We start from the raw sequence: 22,085 nt of genomic DNA on the forward strand, positions 1-22,085 counted from the left end.
CAACCTGGCCAAAAAAGAATATCAGCTTTGAAACAAGAGGTTTGGTTGCTACACTAAGTTGGCAATAATTTTTCAGGAGATAAATATGAAGCTATCGAAACTGATCGCGGTTCTCGTCGGTGTAGGAGCATTCGCAAGTGTTGTGCAAGCTGCCGAACTGACCGGCACGCTGAAGAAAATCAAGGATACCGGCACGATCACGCTGGGCGTGCGCGAGTCCTCCATTCCGTTCAACTACAGCCTGGGCGGCGTGCGTTACGTCGGATATTCGTACGACACCATGATGAATGCGGTCGACGCGATCAAGCAAGAACTGAAGATGCCGAATCTTCAGGTCAAGGAAATCCCGGTTACGCCGCAAAACCGCATCACGCTGACCCAGAACGGCACCATCGACCTCGAGTGCAGTTCGACTACCAACAACCTCGATCGCCAGAAGCAGGTGGCGTTTTCCAACACCATCTTCATCATCGGCACCCGCCTGATGACCAAGAAGGATTCCGGCATTAACGATTTCGCCGACTTGAAGGGCAAGAACGTCGTCACGACCGCCGGCACTACATCCGAGCGCCTGCTGCGCAAGATGAATGAAGACCAGAACATGGGCATGAACATCATCAGCGCCAAGGAGCATGGCCAGTCCTTCCTGACGCTGGAGTCCGGGCGCGCCGCCGCCTTCATGATGGATGACGCCCTGCTGTATGGCGAGCGTGCCAAGGCGCGCAATCCGAACGAATGGGTCATCGTCGGCAAGCCGCAATCGCGCGAAGCGTATGGCTGCATGATGCGCAAGGATGATGCGCCGTTCAAGAAAGTGGTCGACGATTCGATCGCCAAGCTGATGAAGTCCGGCCAGATCGAGCGTGTCTATCACAAGTGGTTCCTGGAGCCGATCCCGCCGAAGGGGCTGAACCTGAACTTCCCGCTGTCCGAAGACATGAAGCAACTGTTCAAGAATCCGAACGACAAGGCTTACGATTAAGCACGCACTTGTGACGGTTCAAGGCGGAAGGAGTTCCTCCTTCCGCTTTTTCTTGAAGGCTGACAATGAACTACCATTGGAACTGGGACGTCTTTTTTCAAAGCGCGGCCAAGAACGAGACATATCTGGATTGGCTCTTGTCGGGCGCGCGCACCACGCTGATCATCGGCCTGGCCGGCTGGATCATCGCGCTGGCGCTGGGCTCGATACTCGGCATGCTGCGCACGGTGCCCAACCGATTTTTGTCGGGCATCGCCGCCACCTACGTTGAAATCTTCCGCAATATTCCGCTCTTGGTGCAGCTGTTCATCTGGTATTTCGTGATGCCCGACCTGCTGCCGGGCGGCGATGCGATCAAGCAGATGAATCCGGTCGTGCAGCAATATGTCGCAGCCATTCTCTGCCTGGGCACCTTCACTGCCGCGCGCGTGTGCGAACAGGTGCGTTCCGGCATCATCTCGCTGCCGCACGGGCAAAAGAACGCCGGGCTGGCCCTGGGGCTGACGCTGTCGCAAACCTATCGCCACGTGATCCTGCCAATGGCGTACCGCATCATCGTGCCGCCGCTGACATCGGAATTCCTCAACATATTCAAGAACTCGGCGGTCGCCTCCACCATCGGCTTGCTGGAGCTGGCCGCGCAGGGCCGGCAGCTGGTCGACTACACCGCCCAGCCCTATGAATCGTTTATTGCGGTGACCTTGCTCTACGTCGTGATCAACATCACCGTGATGCTGCTGATGCGGTGGATCGAAGGCCGTACCCGGGTGCCCGGCTACATCGGCAGCAAATAAGGGGCGGGCCATGGCATATTCATTCGATTTCAGTTCGATCAACGCAGACAACCTGGCGGTGCTGGGGGACGGCATGATCGTATCGCTGCAGATCACCGCCGTCGCCGTGGTGGTGGGGATCGTCTGGGGTACGCTCCTGGCGATGATGCGCCTGTCGAGCGCCAAGCCGCTGCAATGGCTGGCGGCCGCCTACGTCAACACCTTCCGCTCGATTCCGCTGGTGATGGTGCTGTTGTGGTTCTTCCTGATCGTGCCGCAACTCTTGCAGAAGCTGCTGAACCTGTCGCCCAGCACCGATTTCCGGCTGACTTCGGCGCTGGTCGCGTTCGCGCTGTTCGAAGCCGCGTATTACTCCGAAATCATCCGTGCCGGCATCCAGTCGGTGCCGAAAGGGCAGATCAACGCCTCGCTCGCGCTCGGCATGACTTATGGCCAGTCGATGCGGCTGGTGATTCTGCCGCAGGCATTCCGCAACATGATTCCCTTGCTCCTGACGCAAGGCATTGTGCTGTTCCAGGATACCTCGCTGGTCTATGTCAGCGCGCTGGCCGATTTCTTTGGCCAGGCCTACGGTATCGGCGAACGCGACGGGCGGATTGTCGAAATGCTACTGTTCGCCGGCGCGGTCTATTTTGTAATTTGCTTCAGCGCTTCATTGCTGGTCAGGCGGCTTCAGAAAAAGGTGATTTCATGATCGACATTAAGAACGTCAGCAAGTGGTACGGCAGCTTTCAGGTGCTGACCGATTGCACGACCCATGTATCCAAGGGCGATGTGATGGTGGTGTGCGGCCCGTCCGGTTCCGGCAAGTCGACCCTGATCAAGACGGTCAACGGCCTGGAGCCGTTTCAGAAGGGCGAGATCCTGGTCAACGGCCAATCGGTCGGCGACCCGAAAACCAATCTGTCGAAGCTGCGCTCGCACATCGGCATGGTGTTCCAGAACTTCGAACTGTTCCCGCACCTGTCGATCCGCCAGAACCTCACCCTGGGCCAGATCAAGGTGCTTGGCCGCAGCGAGGAGGAGGCGACCGAAAAGGGCCTCAAGTACCTCGACCGCGTAGGCCTGCTGGCGCAAAAGGACAAGTTTCCGGGACAGCTCTCCGGCGGCCAGCAGCAGCGCGTCGCGATCGCGCGTGCGCTGTCGATGGATCCGTTTGCGATGCTGTTCGACGAGCCGACTTCGGCGCTCGACCCCGAGATGATCAATGAAGTGCTGGACGTGATGGTCGGCCTGGCGCAGGAAGGCATGACGATGATGGTGGTCACCCATGAAATGGGGTTCGCCAAGCGCGTGGCCAACCGCATCGTGTTCATGGATAAGGGCTACATCGTCGAAGATTGCAGCAAGGATGAATTCTTCGGCTCGCCGCGCTCGGACCGCGCCCGCGACTTCCTGGCAAAGATCATCCACTGATTCGCACATGATGCCTCTCCCGCAAGCGGGAGAGGCACCCTTCAGCGCGGAATTAAGCGGGTAAAATAGCGGCACTCTGAAGGAACCGCCGCTATGTCCACATCATCCTCCGCAAATTCCCTGACAATCACCCGCCCCGACGACTGGCACCTGCATCTGCGCGATGGCGCGGCGCTTGCTAGCGTGTTGCCGCACAGCGCACGCCAATTTGCGCGTGCCATCGTCATGCCGAACCTGAAACCGCCGGTCACCACGACGGCGCAAGCCGCCGCCTACCGCGAGCGCATCCTGGCTGCGCTGCCACCCGGCATGGATTTCGAGCCGCTGATGACGCTGTATCTGACCGATAACACGCCACCCGACGAAATCCGGCGCGCCAAGGACAGCGGCTTCATTCATGCAGTGAAACTCTACCCAGCCGGCGCCACCACCAATTCCGACGCCGGCGTTACCGCCTTGTCGAAGTGCTATAAGACACTGGAAGCGATGCAGGAAATCGGCATGCCATTCCTGGTGCACGGCGAAGTCACCGATCCCGTCGTCGATATCTTCGACCGCGAAGCCGTGTTCATCGAGCGCGTGATGCAGCCGCTGCGGCGCGACATGCCGGCACTGAAAGTCGTGTTCGAGCACATCACGACCAAGGATGCAGCTCAGTACGTCAGCGCAGCGGACGGCCATGTGGCCGCCACCATCACCGCGCACCACCTGCTGTACAACCGCAACGAAATCTTCAAGGGCGGCATCCGCCCGCACTATTACTGCCTTCCAGTGTTAAAGCGCGAAGAGCACCGCCAGGCGCTGGTGCAGGCGGCCACGTCCGGCAGCCCGAAATTCTTCCTCGGCACCGACTCCGCGCCGCACCCGAAGGGCTTGAAAGAGCACGCCTGCGGCTGTGCCGGCTGCTACACGGCGCTGCACGCCATGGAACTGTACGCGCAAGCCTTCGACCAGGCCGGCGCGCTCGACAAGCTGGAAGCGTTTGCCAGCTTCCACGGACCGGACTTCTATGGTTTGCCGCGTAATGCCGGCACGATCACGCTGCAGCGCGAAACCTGGACCTTGCCGGCCGAAGTGCCGCTGGGCGAGGCCAGTGTCGTGCCCTTGAATGGCGGTGAGTCGATCGGTTGGAAGCTCGCCTGAAGCAGTAGCCGCCGGCATGCGCTTTTTCGACCCGATCGACTGGCAGCGCCCGTGGCTCGCTCCCTTTCGGGCAACAGCTGAATCGATCGTCCACAGTCCGGACTGGCGCGCGACGATCAACGCACAGGCCGAACAGATCGGCTTGAAAAATCACCGCGGCCTGCCCATTCATTTCGTGCCGCAGGCCAGCCTGCCACGCGGCATGGCCTACGAAGCCTTCATCAGCGCCACCGGTGGCGTACCGACCCGCGAGAATCTGCATGATTTCTTCAATGCGCTGGTGTGGCTGACTTTTCCTCAAATCAAAGTACAGCTGAATGCGTTGCAGGCAGCGGAAATCGCCAAGTCCAATGCCATACCTGCGGCACGCGGCAAGGTACGCGATGCCGCCACGATTTTCGATGAAAATGCCGCGCTGTTGGTGGTGCGGGATGCCTCGATGATCGAAGCCTTGCGGGCGCACGACTGGCGCGAAGTATTTATCGAGCGCCGGCACGAGTTCGGCCAGCGCTGTGACGTCTGGCTGTTCGGGCATGCATTGATGGAAAAGCTGGTGTCGCCGTACAAGGCGATTACGGCGCATGCGTGGCCTGTCCTGGCAGGTGATGAGTATTTCGGTATGCCGCAGCGCGACAAGCGTGTCTGGATCGACGGTATTGTCACGGATCAGCTTGCTGGCGGCTGCGTCACTGCCGGGTTCACACCGCTTCCAGTATTAGGGCTTCCAGGCTGGTGGGAAGGACAAGACCAGGCGTTCTATGCTGATGTCTCAGTATTCCGGCCGAAACGAGAAGGGAAAACCATCACCGTATAGTTTGGGCAACTGCTTACTTTGACTCCGAGGTGCAAAAGAAAAGGCACCCGAAGGTGCCTTTTCAATACAGCAGCTCAAATCATTGCAGGCTTACGCCTGCGAATGATTAGAACGTGTGGCGAACGCCGACAGCAAAGCCGCTGGACGATTGACCAAAATTCGGTGCGCTGTTTGCGCCGCCGCTGGAAGCGTCGCTAACCACGTTGTTTGCACCTGCGTCGTTAGTGATGTGGCCGTACGAGGTGTACACGTTGGTGCGCTTGGACAGCGGGTAGGTGTAACCCAGTGCATATTGCTTGGCGCCAGCGTTGCCACCCGCAGCCTTATCGGTCTGCTTGATGAATGAAGCCATCACGGTGCCGCCGGCGACCGGCGCGGAAACGCCAAGGAGCCAATCACGGAAATCCGCGCCAGAATCACTCTTTTCAGTTTCGTAGGCGAGGTGAGCCTTTGCAACGCCGAGGTCATAGGTGCCGCCAACCAGCAGAACCTTGAACTTATCAGCCGCGATGGTGGCCGGTGCGTTGGTGCTGCTATATGCCAGAACTGCAGCTACCGGGCCGTTCGCGTAGGTACCGGACAGAGCGTAGGTGCGGTTCGCGGAGTTGTTGCCAGCGGTTTCGCCAAGGCCGTACAGAGCGTTAGCAGTGAAGCCACTCACGTTCGGCGAGGAGTAGGTGATTGCATTGTTTACGCGCGGAACTTCGCCGTTACCCACCACACCGGCCGCATCCCAAATCTTGGAGCCAGCAGCCATCAGGTTGGTCGATGCGCCAGTCAGGCCGGTGCCGAACGGGTCGATCGAATCCAGAGCAATGAACAGCGGGTCGTATTGACGGCCGAGGTTGACCGCACCGAAGTTGCCGGACAGGCCAACAAATGCTTGGCGGCCGAACAGGGCGCCTTGACGTTGAGTACCGGTGTCGACGTTAAAGCCGTTTTCCAATTGGAAGTTTGCCTTCAAACCACCACCGAGGTCTTCGGTACCCTTAAAGCCCAAGCGATTACCGGACTGAACGCCGGACGCCAGATTCCACACGGAACCATTGGCACCACCGGTTTCACGAGAGATACCAGCATCGATCACGCCGTAAACGGTTACATTGGTTTGTGCATTTGCTGCGCCAGCGAAGGCGCCCAGCACTGCGAGTGCGAGAAGCGATTTTTTCATTGCAAAATCCCCAAAGGTGTCAGGTTAAAGTTGTTATGTCTTGCAGTCAGGGCAGAGGTCGTCCTTTCTGCTGCTTCAGTAGGTTGGCTACTGAAGCGCCTGATATTTCATCAAAGAAAGGGGAGGAGAGCAAAGGAAAATTGCTTTTTTGAACAATAAGAGTCTTATTTGTTGTCTTGTTACAACGCCTATGTACTGCTTGCCCGCATCCTAATTGATGAGACATGGAGAGACAACAGGGGCAAATTGGATAGTCATAAAAAAGAGGCACCCGAAGGCGCCTCTTTCAAACAGCTTTCATCACTGTAGGCAAAAGCCTACGCGCGATTAGAACGTGTGGCGAACGCCGACATTGAATAGACGGTCGCTCTCGCCGGCAGTTTGTGTACCAGTGCTGCCGTACTCAGACAGAGAAGCGGCAGTGTCGTTCTTGGTGTAACCGAACGACGTGTACAGGTTGGTGCGCTTGGAGAGTGCATGGCTGTAACCGATTGCATACAGGTTGGTCTTCGCCCCGGCGACGTCTTTCACGTCATCGCGAATCCAAGAAGCCATCACCGTGCCAGCGGCGCCAACCGGAGCGGAAACGCCGAGCAGCCAGTTACGGTCCTTGGTCGAAGTGCCGACTGTATCGGACTTATTATCCGCGAATGCAACGTGTGCCTTGGCAACGCCAAAGTCATAAGTGGCGCCAATAAAGTTTGCGGTCAGATCCGTAACGGTGCCAGCATTGGTACCGGTGGCGGTAGGATTGGCAGTCGACTTGTTGTATGCATATTGCACATTGATCGGGCCATTGACATAGGACAGTGCTACGCCAACATCGCGGCCAGTGGTATTGGAGCCAGCCACTTCACCAAAGCCATAGTTTACGCCGCCAGTGAAGCCACTGTAGTTATTGGACGTATAGCTGATCGTGTTGTTGACACGTTGCAGGCGATCCGTAGCATATTGGCCATTACCAAAAATCTTCTGTGCATTGCCAGCGAGATTAATGCCAAACGGATCGATTACATTCAAGGCATTGTAGATCGAAGTGTATTGACGACCCAGTTTTACGCTGCCGAATTGGCCTTGCAGACCAACCCAAGCTTGACGGCCAAACAATGCGCCTTGGCCTTGTACGCCATCATCGACGCTAAAGCCGTTTTCCAAGGTGAAAACTGCGGACAGGCCGCCACCGAGATCTTCGGTGCCTTTGAAGCCCAGGCGGCTGCCGGACTGCTGGCCGCTTTGCAGCGCCCAGATTTTGCCAGCGTCTTTAGAGCCGTTGTCAAACGCAATACCTGCATCAACCACGCCGTAAATGGTTACGTTGGTTTGTGCGGAAGCTGCGCCTGCAAAGGCACCCAGTACTGCGAGCGCGAGAAGCGATTTTTTCATATAAATCCCCAAAGGTATGTTTGAACTGCGTTTTATTGTTTTCCCGGCAGGCCGATTAACGCAGACCTCTTGCCGAAGAAAAGTTTCTTAAAAAAATCACTAAGAAACTAGTAATCATTTCATCAAAGAATCGTGATGAGAGCAAACTTGTTTTTGAGATTTCTGCTCACAATGTGATATTTGTGGCTCTGTTGCAACATATAGTCGCCAAGCCGATATCAAATTTTCAATGATTTATGCGGGAAAAGTTCATGGCTAGGAGCGAATCGTATGAACGCCGCAAAAGGTAGAATCAACGACATATACAAAGAAAAATGGCCCCACATTTCTGTGAGGCCATTCGAATTTTTATGAAAGGTAATCTTGATGTTATTCAAAATTGTCCTGTCATATGATTTTGCGATTGCCTGCAATAGAAGGCAATCGCATTTCCTGATTAGAACAGGTGGTTGATACCAGCGGAGAAGCCAGTCAGGCTGGTTTGTGCGCCTGCCGACGGGGTAACACGGGTGTAGTCGACGTCAGCGTAAAAGTTGGTGCGCTTGGACAGCGCATAGGTGCCACCCACGATGAACAGCTTCGCCTTGGTGTCAGCCGCACCGACGGTAATCTTCTTGTCGAAGTAACCAGCGGTCACAGCAGCTTCGGCAGTTGCGTTATAGCTAGCGCCCACCCACATGTCTTTGGTGTCAGCGCCACCATCAACCGTGTTCTTTGCGTAGCCAGCGGACACGCGCAGCGGGTCAATGCTGTAAGCGCCGCCGAAGGTAAAGTTCTTAATCGGGGTGCCAGCAGCGGTGTTGGCATTTTGGCGGGTATAGGCGCCACCAACGGTGAGCGGGCCTTGAGCATAGGTTGCGCCAATTGCACGAGTCGCGCCTTGGCTGAATGCGCCTGCGTTTTCGCCGAATGCATACTCTGCACGTGCAGTGATCGGACCCGTGGTATAGGTGTACTGGACATCGTTATCCAGACGGGTCAAACCGCCTTGCGTTGCCAGAGGAACGATAGCGGTGTATTTGTAAGCGAACGGATCATAGGAACCGATCGTCTTGAAGTTCACGGAATACTGACGGCCGAGGTCCAGGGAGCCCCAGGCGCCGCCGAGGCCGACAAAGGCGGAACGGTTGAACAACTTGTTGGTCGTCGCTGCGGTATCCAACTGGCCAGTGCCAGAATTGAAGCCGGTTTCCACGTTGAAGTGGGCATTCAAACCGCCGCCAAGGTCTTCAACACCTTTGAAACCGAGACGGTTATTGTTGAAATTACCGTTCGAGCCCATGGTCCAGTTGCCGCCAGCGGCCGGATTGGTATGACGAACGCCTGCATCAAACGAACCGTAAATGGTTACAGCCGATTGTGCTTGTGCTGCGCCTGCGAATGCGCCCAGAACTGCCAGTGCGAGAAGCGATTTTTTCATTAATTAATCTCCAAGGTTGGCGTGCTAAAATTTTTTTTACTTGCCCTCAGCAAGGCCGCTAGTGGTAGCTCTCCTTGCCTTCACTTCCAAACCAGTTAGTAAAGAAGCTAATAGTGATTTCATCAAAAGCGAGCGAGTTGAGCAAAGAGAATTTTGCTTTTATGCATGTTTGTCGGTGAATGTGTGGTTATTGAGCAACAGATGATCAACGGAAGCTGATTTAAGACAATTAATTAAATTCAAAAAAAGCAATGTTTCTGGATGGTTAATCTTGCCTCTTTTTTTGTGGCGCTAATCCTTGAATGCTTCACATTCTGGCCGAGCTACTTTTAGATGGTAGAAACAGGAAACTTATATAAATGATGCGTTTCGATACATTAATCGGCGAGTTTGATAAAACGTTACGGGTGATTGCAGGTGTCGCAGCAGCGTCGCGTGACAACCCAGCCGCCCAGGAGCCTGAGCACGTTCTGACAGATGCGGACAAGCGCCATAGTGCAGGCTTGATGCGCGTGAATCATGTTGGTGAGGTGTGTGCACAGGCGCTGTATGACTCCCAGGGGCACTTTACGAGGAATGAGGTGCTGAAACAGCAATTCAGGCAAGCGGGACGGGAGGAGGAAGATCATCTGGCATGGACCGCGGAGCGCCTGCGGGAACTGGGCTCGCATCCAAGCTTGCTCAATCCTCTATGGTACGCAGGCGCTTATGCACTGGGAGTCGTCGCTGCCAAGATGGGCGATGCGCGCAGTCTAGGTTTTGTCGTGGAAACGGAGCGCCAAGTCGAGGCGCATTTGGCGAGTCACCTAGAGCGTTTGCCGCTTCAGGATGGGAAGTCGCGCGCCATCGTCGAGCAGATGCGCATTGATGAAATCGATCATGGCGCAAAGGCGCAGGCGATGGGCGCAGCAGAAACGCCAGCGATCGTGCAAAAGGCGATGCAGGCGATGGCAAAGGTCATGACGACGACGGCGTACTATCTCTGATGCTAATTGCCATCGTACTTTAGGGTAATCGAGTTATCCGCCGTGATAGGGGTCGTCAGGATTGAATGGCCGTTGTGAATAGGGCTTGTCTGCGTCGGAGTTGCTCGCCCCGCTTGTGCCGCTTGCTCCGCTGGAACCCATATGGGAGCAGCTCGCTAGTAACATTGTGCCGATCAGGATGGAAAGGAGTTTCATTGCAGGCCTCTTTCGTTTTGTTGTGAAAAGGGGCTCTTTGTCAGAGCTCTTGTACCACTCAATATAGGTCTCTGATTTTGATATAAAACGCCTTGCCACTTATGACGCATTGGATATTGAGATGCCTCAAAAATAGGGAGGAATATTGATGGAATTAATCTTTTCTGGATCTCGCTGAGCGCGGTGTCGCAATAAAAAAACCGCCAAGTGTGGCGGGCTTTCTGTTCCTGCTCGCTCTATCTTGTTTTATTTAGGGGGCAGAAGCAATGCCGAAGCATCGGCATTGCTTCCTGCGGCTTCACTGAAGCCATACAGTAAGCCAACTTTAATGTTGCTGAGCTCCTGATATGTAATGCATGTTATCGAGCGCACTCGAGGTGCTGTACGTAACGTAGCCGATAATTACCGCGCTGCGCTGAAATTTTGGAAGGGAGCTGGTGGGTACTCAGGCAGAAGTTGCCTCTGTCAAATCGTCCACAATTTCAAACGAGTGTGTTAGCTCGGCTGTCTTTTCCATCATGATCGAGGCGGAGCAGTATTTTTCGTGCGACAGCTTGATGGCGCGTTCTACCAAGCTGGGCTTCAGATTCCTGCCGCGCACAGTAAAGTGGAAGTGCACCTTCGTAAATACTTTAGGGTCCTTCTCAGCGCGTTCGGACTTGAGGGTAACGTCGCAGCCCCGAATATCCTGCTGACTTTTACGCAGAATCAACACTACATCATATGCGGTGCAGCCACCGGTGCCGGCTAGGACGAGCTCCATCGGGCGCGGTGCAAGATCGCGCCCGCCGCCTTCGGGGGCGCCATCCATGGCGACGACGTGTCCCGAGCCCGTTTCAGCCAAAAATGTCATACCGGACAATCCGGTCCACCGTACAGTGCATTCCATTGATTTATTTCTCGATTCGTTCAGAAGATGAATATTTTAACTGGTTTGAAATTTATCGATTTGCCGGGTGAAATGCTGTCTCAAACGGGGGGCAAAGTACTGGAAGGCACCTGGCATATCACAATATGGATAAAAAACCACAATATGGAATGACTTTAAGCATTTGAATTTAATGATGTTTTTATGAAAATCGAGGGCTGGGATGGGTGTGGGAGAGGGTGTTTTCTTGCATTGCACAATAAATTCGCCTATAATTTAAATGTTGGTTGTTAATGCTTGCGTAGCGATAGCAGCCGCCCGATTGTCTCCTCCACCCTCCTCCTTTGGTGTGGATTTAAACCCGAAGCTTGCTCGCTTCGGGTTTTTTTTATTAATGCCGTATTCGCAGGCGTGGCACCCATGTCTTTGGGCGTGCCAAGGATTTGACGCCAAGTCTTTGAAAAGGCTATACTTTCAAGCTTTCCGTTCGCTCAGGAAAAGATAACAAGGTCGAGTCCGCTGATGTAAGGGGCGGAACCGCCAGCCAATTTGAGCGTTTCATTTATTTAGGACATCATCATGAAGACCTTTTCCGCGAAAACCCATGAGGTTCAGCGTGAGTGGTTCGTGATTGACGCGACGGACAAAGTCCTCGGACGTGTTGCCAGCGAAGTGGCACGCCGACTGCGCGGCAAGCACAAGCCCGAGTTCACCCCGCACGTCGACACCGGCGACTTTATTGTCGTCATCAACGCAGGCAAGCTGCGCGTGACCGGCAACAAGGAACTGAACAAGATTTACTACCGTCACTCGACCTATCCGGGCGGTATCTACGAAACCAATTTCCAGAAAATGCAACAGCGTTTTCCGGGGCGTGCGCTGGAGAAGGCGGTCAAGGGCATGCTGCCCAAGGGCCCGCTTGGCTATGCGATGATCAAGAAGCTGAAAGTGTATGCCGATGGCACCCATCCGCACACTGCCCAGCAACCCAAAGCACTCGAAATCTAAGGAGCGGACATGATCGGTAACTACAATTACGGAACCGGCCGCCGCAAGAGTGCAGTGGCTCGCGTATTCATCAAGGCAGGCAGCGGCAACATCGTTGTCAATGGCAAGCCGGCCGCAGAATACTTTTCGCGTGAAACCGGCCTGATGGTGATCCGTCAGCCGCTGGAACTGACCGGCAATGTCGAGCGTTTCGACATCATGGTGAACGTGCATGGCGGCGGCGAATCCGGCCAAGCCGGTGCAGTGCGCCACGGTATTACCCGTGCACTGATCGACTACGATGCTGCGCTGAAGTCGGAGCTGTCGAAAGCCGGCTTCGTCACCCGTGACGCACGTGAAGTCGAACGTAAGAAAGTCGGTCTGCGCAAAGCACGCCGCGCGAAACAGTTCTCCAAGCGCTAATCTCGCGTTTTCAGAACATCGAAAAGCCGCCGGGTTTGCGCCTGGCGGCTTTTTGCTTTTCGGCCCAGAGGTATCGGGGCAGCCTGTTAAAATTTGCAAGTGTGATGTAGGGTCTTTAGCAAGGGAAAAATATGATCAAAGTCGGTATCGTCGGCGGCACGGGATATACGGGCGTGGAGTTGCTGCGCCTGTTAGCCGCTCATCCCCAAGTGCAACTTACCGCGATCACGTCGCGCAAGGAAGATGGCATGCCGGTTGCCGACATGTTCCCTTCATTGCGCGGCCACGTGTCGCTGGCATTTTCGACGCCGGAAAAGGCGAAACTGAACGAATGCGATGTCGTATTTTTTGCGACCCCGCATGGTGTGGCGATGGCGCAGGCGCGCGAGTTGCTCGCCGCCGGAGTGAAGGTGATCGATCTGGCAGCCGATTTCCGCTTGAAAGACACTGCGGAATTCGAGAAATGGTATGGCATGCCGCATTCCTGTCCCGATATCCTCGGCGAGGCCGTATACGGTCTGCCTGAGATCAATCGCGAGGCGATCAGGCAGGCGCGCATCATTGGCTTGCCGGGATGCTACCCAACCTCGATGCAGCTCGGCTTTGCGCCGCTGCTCGCGCAAGGCAAGCCGCTAGTCAATGAGTCGACGCTGATTGCTGATTGCAAATCGGGCGTGTCGGGTGCGGGGCGCAAGGCGGAAGTGCATACGCTGCTGGCTGAAGCTGCCGACAACTTCAAGGCTTACGGCGTGAAGGGGCATCGCCATTTGCCGGAAACGGTCCAAGGGTTGCAGGCAATCGCCGGGCGCAAGGTCGGACTGACCTTCGTGCCGCACCTGGTGCCGATGATTCGCGGCATTCATTCCACGTTGTATGCGACCCTTCTGCCCGAAGCGCGAAACACCGATTTCCAGGCATTGTATGAAAATTACTTTGAAGGCGAAAAATTCGTCGACGTCATGCCTGCCGGAAGTCATCCTGAAACGCGTTCGGTGCGCGCCTCCAACAAGTTGCGCATTGCGCTTCATCGTCCGGGCGGCGGCGACTTGCTGGTGATTCTGGTGGTCGAGGACAATCTGGTCAAAGGTGCTGCAGGACAGGGCGTGCAATGCATGAATATCATATTCGGTCTTGATGAAACGACTGGATTGATGCACATTCCAGTATTGCCCTAAGGCATTAATTACGGCCTGCTTATGTCGCATTCCCCATCCCTGTTCAATTCCATGAAGTTCCGGCTGTGGCGCCGACGCATGTCGGTTTCCTCGCCGCGGATGGCGATCAAGTCACAATTGCCTTGGCCGATGCGATTGTTGCTTGTGGTGGTGATCGGCATGGCGGGGGCGCTGGCAATGTGGGGTTACGATGCGGGATTGAGCTTGCCGCGCGTGCACCCAGAAAATTCCAGGGAGCAGATTGCCCGCTACAAGGAGCAGGTCGAGCGGCTGACTGCCGAACGCGACCAGTTTTCGACCACTGTCAATTCGGCGGAAAGCCAGCTCAATATCGAGCGCTCAGCCCAAAAGCAGCTCGCCGCTCAAGTACGGACGCTAGAATCCGAAAACACCCGGCTCAAGGAAGATCTGGCGTTCTTTGAAAGCCTGTTGCCGAATGCGACCGGGCCGCTGGGGGTTTCAATCCGGCGCTTGAAGGTCGACCAGATTGCGCCGAACCAGTTGCGGTACCGCTTGCTAGTCATGCAAGGAGGCAGGGGAGATCATGATTTTATTGGCAATCTGCAACTTGTGGTGACAGTTCTGAAAGACGGTAAAAGTGCTATGATGACTTTCCCAGATGGGAATCCAAACGAGCAAGGCAAGTACAAGCTCAGCTTCAAGCATTACCAGCGTGTAGAAGGGGTGCTCACCCTGCCGGAAGGCGCTGTGACCAAACTGGTCCAGGCACGCGTGCTCGAAAAAGGTCAAATACGGGCGCAACAATCAGCGAATTTGTGAAGGAGGGCCATTATGCTGGGCCGCAAAACCAAAGGCACGATTGACAGTCTCATTGGCATTTCGACCAATATTGAAGGGAACGTAAACTTCAAGGGTGGATTGCGCATCGATGGCACGGTCAAGGGCAATGTCATTGCCGATGCCAATGAGGCGAGCATGCTGGTGATTTCGGAGCATGCGAAGGTGGAAGGAGAAGTGCGGGTCGCTCACCTTGTGGTGAACGGCGAGATCGTCGGGCCGGTCTATTCATCCGAACTGCTTGAATTACAGCCGAGAGCCCGCATAACTGGAGATGTGTATTACAAAGCGCTGGAAATGCACGGCGGCGCGCTGGTTGCTGGCAAGCTGACGCATGACCAAGTGGGCGAACCCGTGCTCAAACTGGCGCTGTCCAATACGTAATCGCCACCAAACGTATATAATGAATGTATGTTTGCTTCGCAGGAGTCCTCAATGAATGCCGTCACCGAAATGCCTGAACCGATCATCTTTACCGACAGCGCCGCAGATAAAGTGGCGCAGCTGATCGAAGAAGAAGGCAATCCCGATCTCAAATTGCGCGTGTTCGTGCAAGGCGGAGGCTGCTCGGGCTTCCAGTATGGTTTTACCTTTGATGAAATCGTCAACGAAGACGACACCACGATGACCAAGAATGGCGTTCAGCTGTTGATCGATTCGATGAGCTACCAGTATCTGGTCGGCGCCGAAATCGATTACAAGGACGATCTGGAAGGCGCACAATTCGTGATCAAGAATCCGAATGCCTCGACCACTTGCGGCTGCGGATCGTCGTTCTCCGCTTAAAAATCGCGTAATGGTCGAAAAAGCGCAGGCGTGCCCTGCGTTTTTTTGTTTCTCGCAACTTTTTGCCTCAGATCAATTTACCTTAAGGCAATATCCGTACAATCTTCTTCCGGTTGAAATTTTCCCGGAAGGATGATGTCATGCCCCGTCGTCTTGCACTGTTTGCCTTATTTGCTTCCATTTTTTTCGCTGGGCCGCCTGCCTTGACCGCCAGTTATGCAACTGGAAAAGATGTCAGTAAGGCAGCAGTGGAAATGGATGTCTGTTCCGCCAACGGTGCCGCCGAACGCACCCGGCCTCTTGTCAATGAGGCGAAAGCAGTCTATTTCGTGAACTTGCGCGATGGGGACAAGGTAACGTCGCCTTTTCGCATCGCCTTTGGCTTGGTTGGGATGGGGATCGCGCCGGCGGGTGTGAATGTCGAGAATACCGGTCACCATCATTTGCTGATCGATCAAAAACTGACCAACGACATGTTGGTCAAGCCGATTCCTTTTACTGAAAAATACCGGCATTTCGGTAAGGGCGAAACCGAGGCGACGCTTGATCTCCCGGTGGGAAAACACACCTTGCGTCTGGTGTTTGCCAATGCCTATCACCAGCCTTACTACGTGTCGAGCAAGGAAGTAACGATCGAAGTCCTGTCGAAAAACGGATTTGCGAAACCGTAGTTTCCTGCGGTTCGGGGTGTCGAGGTCGCCTATGCCGGGTAAAGCGCCCCGAGAATCCGCAACCCTTTTGCCCCGGTAACGCTGGGCAAGTTGCCCGCCTTGCGCTCGATATGACGATATGCGAGCCAGGCAAACGCCAGTGCCTCCACATGATTGGGCGACACGCCTAATGCATCCGTCGATGCGACCTGTGCTGCATGTCCGCAATTCGTCAGCGCCAGTTGCAGCCGATGCATGAGGTGCGCGTTATAAGCGCCACCGCCACACACGTATACTGCTTTGGCTGTCTTGGCGTGATCGGCAATGGCGTTTGCCAGTGTCACTGCCGTGAATTCCGTCAGCGTCGCTTGCACGTCCTGTGGGCCCGCATCGGCAAATCCGCTCAACTTGTGCTCCAGCCATGCCGAATGAAACAGATCGCGGCCGGTGCTCTTTGGCGGTACCAGTTTCAGGAAAGCTTCATCGAGCAACGCTTGTAGCAATGACGGGATGACCCGTCCGCCAGCCGCCCATGCACCATCAGCATCGAATGTCGTCCCCAGATGCCGGGCAACCCAGGCATCCATCAATACGTTGCCCGGACCGGTGTCGAAGCCGATCACCTGTTGTTCATGATCGAGCACGCTGATATTGCTGATCCCGCCGATGTTGGCGACGACTCGGGTTTCGGCCGTTGTTCCGAATATGGCTTGGTGAAAGGCCGGAACCAGGGGCGCACCTTGTCCGCCGGCAGCGATATCGCGGCTACGGAAATCGGCAATGACATCGATGCTGGATAGCTCGGCCAGCAGGGAGGGATTATTGATCTGGCGTGTATAGCCTGCTTCCGGCCGATGGCGGATGGTTTGGCCGTGTGCGCCAATGGCGCAAATAGCGGCCGGAGCGATGCCGCTTTGCGAGGTCAGTTGCGCGACGCATGCAGCATAGTGGCGCGCGATCAGATTGGCCGCTACGGCTTCGCGATGAATTTCATTGTCGGCCGGCGCCTGCAATGCCATCAAGTCTTCGCGCAGTGCCGCAGGAAAGGGAATGTAAGCAGTGGCGACGGTGCTCACCGGCGTGTCGTGCCCGTCTGCCGGAAACTCTGCCAGTACGCCGTCTACACCGTCCAGGCTGGTGCCTGACATTAAACCAATGAAAAGCTGGGACATAAGAACCGTTCAGGAGCGGAAAGTTTCCAGAAGAATCTCTTGCACAAAGAACTAGGGCGCATCGAAATGCGCCCTAGAGTCGTCCGGAGTCGATAGCCATTGATTGTACAAGCCCCTGAACGGTTTGGGGCTCGCAGTGGCTACTTGGAGGCCAGCTTGAGCTTGATGCCGTTTTCCTGTGGGTTGAGTAGCGCAAAGCGATGACGCATGTCATTTGCAACGGTACGGAAGCGTTGCAACTCTGTGCCTGCCAACGGCTGGGCGTTCGGCACCTCGACCGTCATCGGGTCGCGCGGCTGGTTATTCACGCGGAACTCGTAGTGCAGGTGCGGCCCGGTGGTCCATCCAGTCATGCCGACATAGCCGATCACCTCGCCCTGATTGACCTTCGAACCTTTCTTCAGGCCGCTCGCAAAGCGGCTCATATGCGCATAGGCAGTCGAATAATTGTTCCAGTGCTTGATCACGACCACGTTGCCGTAACCGTTCTGGGTGCCGACGAAGTCAATGGTGCCGTCGCCCGACGCCCGGATCGGCGTGCCGACTGCAGCGGCGAAATCGACGCCCTGGTGCGCCTTCCAGCGCCCGGAAATCGGATGCAACCGCATCGAAAAGCCGGAGGAAATGCGGGAAAACTCGAGCGGGGACTTAAGGAACGCTTTCTTCAGCGACTTGCCGTCGAACGAGTAATAGCCGCCGCCCTGCCGACTGTTGGGTTCGTCGAACCAGACGGCTTGATAGGTATTGCCGGCATTGACGAATTCACCGGCCAGCACGCGTCCGGCGCGCACGTATTCGCCGTTTTGCCAGAAGGTTTCATAGACCACATTGAAACGGTCGCCGCGCCGCAAATCGGATGCAAAATCGATATTCGTAGCGAACATGTCGACGATCTGGTTCGCGATGGCATCCGGAATCTGGGCGGCATCGGTGGCGGCGTACAGCGACGACTTGATCTCGCCGGAATTCATTTCGATGCGGCGCTCCAGGGCGGCCGGCATTTCGGTGGCCGTGAAATGATCGCCATTGCGCGCAATCACGAGATTCCTGACTGGATTGCCGCTGCCATCGATTAGCGCGGTTGACAGGCGCAGCAGCGTGCCGTCGGGGGCGGTCTGCGTCTGGACCCGGCGGCCGGCCTTCAGTTGCAGCACGCTGCGCGCGATACGGTCGGACTTGATGAAGGTGGCGGCGGCATCATCGTTGACGCCCAGGCGGGACAAGAGGGCGGCCAGGGTGTCGCCGGAACGGACTCTTTCTTCACGCACAAAGGACTGTTCATCGGCCTGTAGCTTGGCGATTTGCTCGGACAAGTCGGGGATGGCCAGCTCCTGCTTGATCGCCTTGACCGGCAGGTCGGCCGGGTCCGGCGCCATAGGCGCCACGCCTGCCGCGCCGAACGCGCACGCGGCCAAAAACAGGGCCGACGAAGAAATGATGCGCGTCTTGCGCGACGAACCGAAAAGTACTTTGATGCTCGAGCCCAGGCTCAGTAATTTGTCTGTAGGGAGCATGCAATAAGTTAGAATCTGCTGTTTTGACGGGCATCGCTGTCAAAAAACGCATCGCGGACCGCTTTCAGGCCGCGTACAGCGTTTTCCGGCAGCGCCGTAGAGCTTGTGCATGCACTGCATCTGGCGGTGCAATCCGGGCGATGGTGCTTGCCAAGGAATCTTTGGCGGCACTTCTTGTTCGAACCCGGATGCGTGAATACCACCCACAAGCTCCGATTTTCACCTGCTATTGCTGCTTTTGTTGTTGCATTGCAAGGTTGAAAATAAGCAGCGATTATACCAAAGACATGGTATGGATTTTTTACTGGCGCATCTTAATTTTTCTCAGCTCATGGACGTCTCCCAAAACAAGAATACAGTGCAGCCCGGAACCGCATTACCCGTATCGGATGCGGTGCAGGAAGCGTTGGCAATCACCAAACGCGGCATCGATGAACTCTTGATCGAAGCCGATTTCGTACAAAAACTGGCGCGCTCGGAAAAAACCGGCAAGCCGCTGCGCATCAAGCTTGGACTGGACCCGACTGCACCCGACCTGCACTTGGGGCATACGGTCGTGCTCAACAAAATGCGCCAGTTGCAAAATCTGGGCCATACCGTCATCTTTCTGATTGGCGACTTCACGTCGATGATCGGCGACCCGTCCGGGCGCAACATCACTCGTCCGCCATTGACGCGCGAACAGATCGAGCAAAACGCCAAGACGTATTTTGCGCAGGCCAGCCTAGTGCTTGATCCAAGCCGCACGGAAATCCGCTACAACTCCGAATGGTGCGATCCGCTTGGCGCGCGCGGCATGATTCAGCTGTCGGCGAAATACACGGTGGCGCGCATCCTCGAGCGCGAGGATTTCACCAAGCGCCTGAAGGCGGGCACGCCCATTTCGGTGCACGAACTGCTGTATCCGCTGATGCAGGGGTATGACTCGGTGGCGCTGCAATCCGACCTCGAGCTCGGTGGCACCGACCAGAAATTCAACTTGCTGGTAGGGCGCGAGCTGCAGAAGGATTACGGCCAGGAGCCGCAGTGCATCTTGACCATGCCGCTGCTGGAAGGCTTGGACGGCGTGGAAAAGATGTCGAAGTCCAAGGGCAATTACGTCGGCATCACCGAGCCGGCCAACACGATGTTTGCCAAGCTGATGAGCATTTCCGACAGCATGATGTGGCGCTACTACGACTTGCTGTCGTTCCGCTCGATCAGCGAAATCGGGCAGTTCAAGCGCGAAGTCGAGGATGGGCGCAATCCGCGAGACATCAAGGTCTTGCTGGCGCAGGAAATCGTCGAGCGCTTCCATTCGCACCAGGCGGCGCAAGACGCGCTGGCCGATTTCAATAATCGCGCCAAGGGCGGCATTCCGGACGATATTCCGGAAGTCAGCCTGTCGGGCGCGCCGCTGGGCATCGGCCAGTTGCTCAAGCAGGCGAACCTGTGCGCATCGACTTCGGAAGCGCTGCGCATGGTGGAGCAGGGCGGCGTGCGCATCGACGGAGCGACGGTCAGCGACAAGGCACTGAAGGTCGAGGCAGGCACGTTCGTGCTGCAGGTCGGCAAGCGCAAGTTCGCTCGCGTCACGCTGGCCTAATGATCGCGCTGCTCCAACGCGTGACGCGCGCCAGCGTGGTCGTCGATGGCGCCACTGTCGGCGCCATCGACGACGGATTGATGGTGCTGCTGTGCGCCGAGCGCAACGACACGGAAAAAGAAGCGGATGCGCTCCTGGCCAAGCTGCTTTCCTATCGCGTGTTTTCTGATGATGCGGGCAAGATGAACCGCAGCGTGGCCGACGTCGGCGGCGCGCTGCTCCTGGTGCCGCAGTTCACGCTGGCGGCCGATACCCGCTCCGGCACACGACCTTCCTTTACGCCGGCGGCGGCGCCGGAGGATGGCCGACGCCTGTTCGACCACTTTGTCGCACAGGCCCGCGAAAGGCATGGTGCGGTCGCCACCGGCCAGTTTGGGGCCAACATGCAGGTATCGTTGACCAACGATGGGCCGGTGACGTTCTGGCTGCAGATCAAGGCCGGAAACTGAGCGCCGCGGTATGCTCGGCGCGTCGCATCACATCCATAACCAGTCAAGGAGGCCACGATGAAAGTTTGGAGCGAGTCGTTCCAGGATGGCGCAGCCATTCCGGGAGAATACGCATTTTGCGTGATCGACCCGGCGTCGCATGTCGCGATGTCGTCCAACAAAAACCCGCATCTCGCCTGGAGCGATCTGCCTGCCGGCACCAAGTCGCTGGCACTCATCTGCCATGACCGCGACGTGCCCTCGCGCGGCGACGACGTGAACCAGGAAGGCAAGAGCGTGCCGGCCGAACTGCCGCGCGTGGATTTTTTCCACTGGACGCTGATCGATCTGCCGGCCGATATGAAGTCGATCGCGGCCGGCCAGTACAGCCACGCGGTGACGCCGCACGGCAAGAGCGGTCCCGACATTGGCGGCGGCTTGCCTGGACGGCACGGCATCAATGACTACACTGGCTGGTTTGCCGGCGACGCCAACATGGCTGGCAACTATTTCGGTTATGACGGCCCGTGCCCGCCGTGGAACGACTCGATCGTGCACCACTACGTATTCACGCTGTTTGCACTGGATATCGCGCGCGTGCCAGTCGACGGCAAGTTCACCGGGCAGCAGGTGCTCGATGCCATCCGCGGCCATGTGCTCGGCGAAGCGCATATCGTCGGCACCTATACCCTGAATCCCGCGCTGGCCAAGGCCGGTCGCTAACACCAAGGAGTCCGAGTGACAGAAGTCTTATTGATCCGCCACGGCGAAACTGCGTGGAATGCCGTGAAACGGCTGCAAGGCCACCTCGATGTTCCGCTCAACGCGAAAGGCGAGCAACAGGCAGCGGCACTCGGACACGCGCTGCGCGCTGAGCCGTTGGATGCTGTATTTTCCAGCGATTTGCAGCGTGCCTTACACACCGCGCAGGCGCTTGCCGCACCGCGCGGCATGCAGGTGCAGATCGATCCGGGGTTGCGCGAACGCTGCTACGGCGCATTCGAAGGGATGATGTATGCCGACATCGGCCAGCGTTATCCGGAAGCCTATGCAGCGTGGCAGGCGCGTGATATCGATGCGCGCTTTCCGCAAGGTGTGCATGTGGCGGAAACCCTGCGCGAATTTTCTCAGCGTGTTATTCATGTCATGACCCGCATCCTGGAGTCGGGTCGCTATCGCAAGGTCGCGCTCGTCACCCACGGCGGCGTGCTGGAATGCGCATACCGGGCCGCACAGGGCGTTGGGTTCTCCCATCCGCGCGACTTCGACATTCTCAATGCCAGCGTCAATCGATTGCAATGGACCGGAAATGGCCTGAAATTATTGCAGTGGGGTGATGTTTCTCATCTGAAAGAGCTTGAAGAATTGGCGCTCGATGAAATTGACCGATAGTAG

Annotated in this window: 24 protein-coding genes; 18 read left to right on the forward strand and 6 right to left on the reverse strand. The window is 56.4% G+C overall.

Features of this window, described 5'->3' with window-relative positions:
- The first annotated feature begins 85 nt into the window (after positions 1-85).
- The 6 genes from TSA66_RS10625 to TSA66_RS10650 all read left to right on the forward strand — a co-directional run bounded on the left by TSA66_RS10625 (position 86) and on the right by TSA66_RS10650 (position 5,149).
- On the forward strand, positions 86-982 hold the full coding sequence (locus TSA66_RS10625; protein WP_040039984.1) for a glutamate/aspartate ABC transporter substrate-binding protein: 897 nt from the start codon (positions 86-88) through the stop codon (positions 980-982).
- 65 nt (positions 983-1,047) lie between these two features.
- Positions 1,048-1,776 (forward strand): amino acid ABC transporter permease, encoded by a 729-nt coding sequence (locus TSA66_RS10630; RefSeq protein WP_040039985.1) that lies wholly within the window; start codon positions 1,048-1,050, stop codon positions 1,774-1,776.
- 10 nt (positions 1,777-1,786) lie between these two features.
- Complete coding sequence (gene gltK, locus TSA66_RS10635; RefSeq protein ID WP_040039986.1) at positions 1,787-2,470, forward strand: glutamate/aspartate ABC transporter permease GltK; 684 nt, start codon at positions 1,787-1,789, stop codon at positions 2,468-2,470.
- Complete coding sequence (locus TSA66_RS10640) at positions 2,467-3,192, forward strand: amino acid ABC transporter ATP-binding protein (protein WP_040039987.1); 726 nt, start codon at positions 2,467-2,469, stop codon at positions 3,190-3,192. The genes gltK and TSA66_RS10640 overlap by 4 nt, the downstream gene beginning before the upstream one ends.
- 93 nt (positions 3,193-3,285) lie before the next feature.
- Entirely contained in the window at positions 3,286-4,335 is a 1,050-nt protein-coding gene (gene pyrC / locus TSA66_RS10645) for a dihydroorotase (protein WP_040039988.1), read from the forward strand.
- 16 nt (positions 4,336-4,351) lie between these two features.
- Complete coding sequence (locus TSA66_RS10650) at positions 4,352-5,149, forward strand: DUF3025 domain-containing protein (protein ID WP_040039989.1); 798 nt, start codon at positions 4,352-4,354, stop codon at positions 5,147-5,149.
- Between the two features lie 106 nt (positions 5,150-5,255).
- Here the strand turns inward: TSA66_RS10650 and TSA66_RS10655 are convergent, their stop codons facing one another.
- The 3 genes from TSA66_RS10655 to TSA66_RS10665 all read right to left on the reverse strand — a co-directional run bounded on the left by TSA66_RS10655 (position 5,256) and on the right by TSA66_RS10665 (position 9,123).
- Positions 5,256-6,320: a porin gene (locus TSA66_RS10655; RefSeq protein WP_040039990.1), complete on the reverse strand. Its 1,065-nt coding sequence runs from the start codon at positions 6,318-6,320 to the stop codon at positions 5,256-5,258.
- A gap of 327 nt (positions 6,321-6,647) precedes the next feature.
- Complete coding sequence (locus tag TSA66_RS10660) at positions 6,648-7,703, reverse strand: porin (protein WP_040039991.1); 1,056 nt, start codon at positions 7,701-7,703, stop codon at positions 6,648-6,650.
- A 436-nt stretch (positions 7,704-8,139) separates the two neighbouring features.
- Positions 8,140-9,123 (reverse strand): porin, encoded by a 984-nt coding sequence (locus tag TSA66_RS10665; RefSeq protein WP_040039992.1) that lies wholly within the window; start codon positions 9,121-9,123, stop codon positions 8,140-8,142.
- 359 nt (positions 9,124-9,482) lie between these two features.
- On the opposite strand from TSA66_RS10665, the gene coq7 reads away from it, so the two are divergent.
- Complete coding sequence (coq7, locus tag TSA66_RS10670; protein ID WP_040039993.1) at positions 9,483-10,109, forward strand: 2-polyprenyl-3-methyl-6-methoxy-1,4-benzoquinone monooxygenase; 627 nt, start codon at positions 9,483-9,485, stop codon at positions 10,107-10,109.
- A gap of 640 nt (positions 10,110-10,749) precedes the next feature.
- On the opposite strand, the gene TSA66_RS10675 is transcribed toward coq7, so the two are convergent.
- A complete protein-coding gene (locus TSA66_RS10675; RefSeq protein WP_040039994.1) occupies positions 10,750-11,193 on the reverse strand; it encodes an OsmC family protein in 444 nt (147 codons plus the stop codon).
- A gap of 558 nt (positions 11,194-11,751) precedes the next feature.
- Between TSA66_RS10675 and rplM the strand changes: the two genes are divergently transcribed.
- From rplM to TSA66_RS10710, 7 genes are all read left to right on the forward strand, one after another.
- A complete protein-coding gene (gene rplM / locus TSA66_RS10680) occupies positions 11,752-12,180 on the forward strand; it encodes a 50S ribosomal protein L13 (protein WP_040039995.1) in 429 nt (142 codons plus the stop codon).
- A gap of 9 nt (positions 12,181-12,189) precedes the next feature.
- A complete protein-coding gene (gene rpsI / locus TSA66_RS10685) occupies positions 12,190-12,582 on the forward strand; it encodes a 30S ribosomal protein S9 (protein WP_040039996.1) in 393 nt (130 codons plus the stop codon).
- 131 nt (positions 12,583-12,713) lie between these two features.
- On the forward strand, positions 12,714-13,757 hold the full coding sequence (argC, locus tag TSA66_RS10690; RefSeq protein ID WP_040039997.1) for an N-acetyl-gamma-glutamyl-phosphate reductase: 1,044 nt from the start codon (positions 12,714-12,716) through the stop codon (positions 13,755-13,757).
- A 78-nt stretch (positions 13,758-13,835) separates the two neighbouring features.
- Complete coding sequence (locus TSA66_RS10695; protein ID WP_040042444.1) at positions 13,836-14,537, forward strand: DUF6776 family protein; 702 nt, start codon at positions 13,836-13,838, stop codon at positions 14,535-14,537.
- A gap of 12 nt (positions 14,538-14,549) precedes the next feature.
- The gene (locus tag TSA66_RS10700; protein ID WP_040039998.1) at positions 14,550-14,939 is read left to right on the forward strand and encodes a bactofilin family protein; all 390 of its coding nucleotides are present in this window, start codon (positions 14,550-14,552) and stop codon (positions 14,937-14,939) included.
- Positions 14,940-14,990: 51 nt separating this feature from the next.
- Positions 14,991-15,341, forward strand: a complete 351-nt coding sequence (erpA, locus tag TSA66_RS10705) for an iron-sulfur cluster insertion protein ErpA (protein WP_040039999.1) — start codon at positions 14,991-14,993, stop codon at positions 15,339-15,341.
- Between the two features lie 113 nt (positions 15,342-15,454).
- Positions 15,455-16,012 (forward strand): DUF4399 domain-containing protein, encoded by a 558-nt coding sequence (locus TSA66_RS10710; RefSeq protein WP_198358771.1) that lies wholly within the window; start codon positions 15,455-15,457, stop codon positions 16,010-16,012.
- Between the two features lie 29 nt (positions 16,013-16,041).
- Here the strand turns inward: TSA66_RS10710 and TSA66_RS10715 are convergent, their stop codons facing one another.
- Complete coding sequence (locus TSA66_RS10715; protein WP_040040001.1) at positions 16,042-17,163, reverse strand: anhydro-N-acetylmuramic acid kinase; 1,122 nt, start codon at positions 17,161-17,163, stop codon at positions 16,042-16,044.
- Between the two features lie 140 nt (positions 17,164-17,303).
- Entirely contained in the window at positions 17,304-18,677 is a 1,374-nt protein-coding gene (locus tag TSA66_RS10720) for a M23 family metallopeptidase (protein ID WP_040040002.1), read from the reverse strand.
- 358 nt (positions 18,678-19,035) lie between these two features.
- Here TSA66_RS10720 and tyrS point away from each other — a divergent pair, with 358 nt between their 5' ends.
- Genes tyrS through TSA66_RS10740 form a run of 4 tightly spaced genes read left to right on the forward strand, consistent with a single transcriptional unit; the run spans position 19,036 to position 22,082 of the window.
- Positions 19,036-20,262 carry a tyrosine--tRNA ligase gene (tyrS, locus tag TSA66_RS10725; protein WP_408639477.1) on the forward strand — a complete coding sequence of 409 codons (1,227 nt, stop codon included), beginning with the start codon at positions 19,036-19,038 and terminating at the stop codon, positions 20,260-20,262.
- Entirely contained in the window at positions 20,262-20,711 is a 450-nt protein-coding gene (dtd, locus tag TSA66_RS10730) for a D-aminoacyl-tRNA deacylase (protein WP_040040003.1), read from the forward strand. Before tyrS ends, dtd begins: the two co-directional genes overlap by 1 nt.
- Before the next feature lie 57 nt (positions 20,712-20,768).
- Positions 20,769-21,413 (forward strand): YbhB/YbcL family Raf kinase inhibitor-like protein, encoded by a 645-nt coding sequence (locus TSA66_RS10735; RefSeq protein ID WP_040040004.1) that lies wholly within the window; start codon positions 20,769-20,771, stop codon positions 21,411-21,413.
- 15 nt (positions 21,414-21,428) lie between these two features.
- Positions 21,429-22,082, forward strand: a complete 654-nt coding sequence (locus tag TSA66_RS10740) for a histidine phosphatase family protein (protein WP_040040005.1) — start codon at positions 21,429-21,431, stop codon at positions 22,080-22,082.
- Positions 22,083-22,085 lie beyond the last annotated feature (3 nt).

The sequence above is a fragment of the Noviherbaspirillum autotrophicum genome, from assembly GCF_000818395.1.
GTDB classification, from domain to species: domain Bacteria; phylum Pseudomonadota; class Gammaproteobacteria; order Burkholderiales; family Burkholderiaceae_D; genus Noviherbaspirillum; species Noviherbaspirillum autotrophicum.

Bases quoted from the DNA above. Each gene is read 5' to 3' on its own strand.
- TSA66_RS10625 (WP_040039984.1), top strand. From the start codon at position 86: ATGAAGCTATCGAAACTGATCGCGGTTCTCGTCGGTGTAGGAGCATTC.
- TSA66_RS10630 (WP_040039985.1), top strand. From the start codon at position 1,048: ATGAACTACCATTGGAACTGGGACGTCTTTTTTCAAAGCGCGGCCAAG.
- gltK (WP_040039986.1), top strand. From the start codon at position 1,787: ATGGCATATTCATTCGATTTCAGTTCGATCAACGCAGACAACCTGGCG.
- TSA66_RS10640 (WP_040039987.1), top strand. From the start codon at position 2,467: ATGATCGACATTAAGAACGTCAGCAAGTGGTACGGCAGCTTTCAGGTG.
- pyrC (WP_040039988.1), top strand. From the start codon at position 3,286: ATGTCCACATCATCCTCCGCAAATTCCCTGACAATCACCCGCCCCGAC.
- TSA66_RS10650 (WP_040039989.1), top strand. From the start codon at position 4,352: ATGCGCTTTTTCGACCCGATCGACTGGCAGCGCCCGTGGCTCGCTCCC.
- TSA66_RS10655 (WP_040039990.1), bottom strand. From the start codon at position 6,320: ATGAAAAAATCGCTTCTCGCACTCGCAGTGCTGGGCGCCTTCGCTGGC.
- TSA66_RS10660 (WP_040039991.1), bottom strand. From the start codon at position 7,703: ATGAAAAAATCGCTTCTCGCGCTCGCAGTACTGGGTGCCTTTGCAGGC.
- TSA66_RS10665 (WP_040039992.1), bottom strand. From the start codon at position 9,123: ATGAAAAAATCGCTTCTCGCACTGGCAGTTCTGGGCGCATTCGCAGGC.
- coq7 (WP_040039993.1), top strand. From the start codon at position 9,483: ATGATGCGTTTCGATACATTAATCGGCGAGTTTGATAAAACGTTACGG.
- TSA66_RS10675 (WP_040039994.1), bottom strand. From the start codon at position 11,193: ATGGAATGCACTGTACGGTGGACCGGATTGTCCGGTATGACATTTTTG.
- rplM (WP_040039995.1), top strand. From the start codon at position 11,752: ATGAAGACCTTTTCCGCGAAAACCCATGAGGTTCAGCGTGAGTGGTTC.
- rpsI (WP_040039996.1), top strand. From the start codon at position 12,190: ATGATCGGTAACTACAATTACGGAACCGGCCGCCGCAAGAGTGCAGTG.
- argC (WP_040039997.1), top strand. From the start codon at position 12,714: ATGATCAAAGTCGGTATCGTCGGCGGCACGGGATATACGGGCGTGGAG.
- TSA66_RS10695 (WP_040042444.1), top strand. From the start codon at position 13,836: ATGTCGGTTTCCTCGCCGCGGATGGCGATCAAGTCACAATTGCCTTGG.
- TSA66_RS10700 (WP_040039998.1), top strand. From the start codon at position 14,550: ATGCTGGGCCGCAAAACCAAAGGCACGATTGACAGTCTCATTGGCATT.
- erpA (WP_040039999.1), top strand. From the start codon at position 14,991: ATGAATGCCGTCACCGAAATGCCTGAACCGATCATCTTTACCGACAGC.
- TSA66_RS10715 (WP_040040001.1), bottom strand. From the start codon at position 17,163: ATGTCCCAGCTTTTCATTGGTTTAATGTCAGGCACCAGCCTGGACGGT.
- TSA66_RS10720 (WP_040040002.1), bottom strand. From the start codon at position 18,677: ATGCTCCCTACAGACAAATTACTGAGCCTGGGCTCGAGCATCAAAGTA.
- dtd (WP_040040003.1), top strand. From the start codon at position 20,262: ATGATCGCGCTGCTCCAACGCGTGACGCGCGCCAGCGTGGTCGTCGAT.
- TSA66_RS10735 (WP_040040004.1), top strand. From the start codon at position 20,769: ATGAAAGTTTGGAGCGAGTCGTTCCAGGATGGCGCAGCCATTCCGGGA.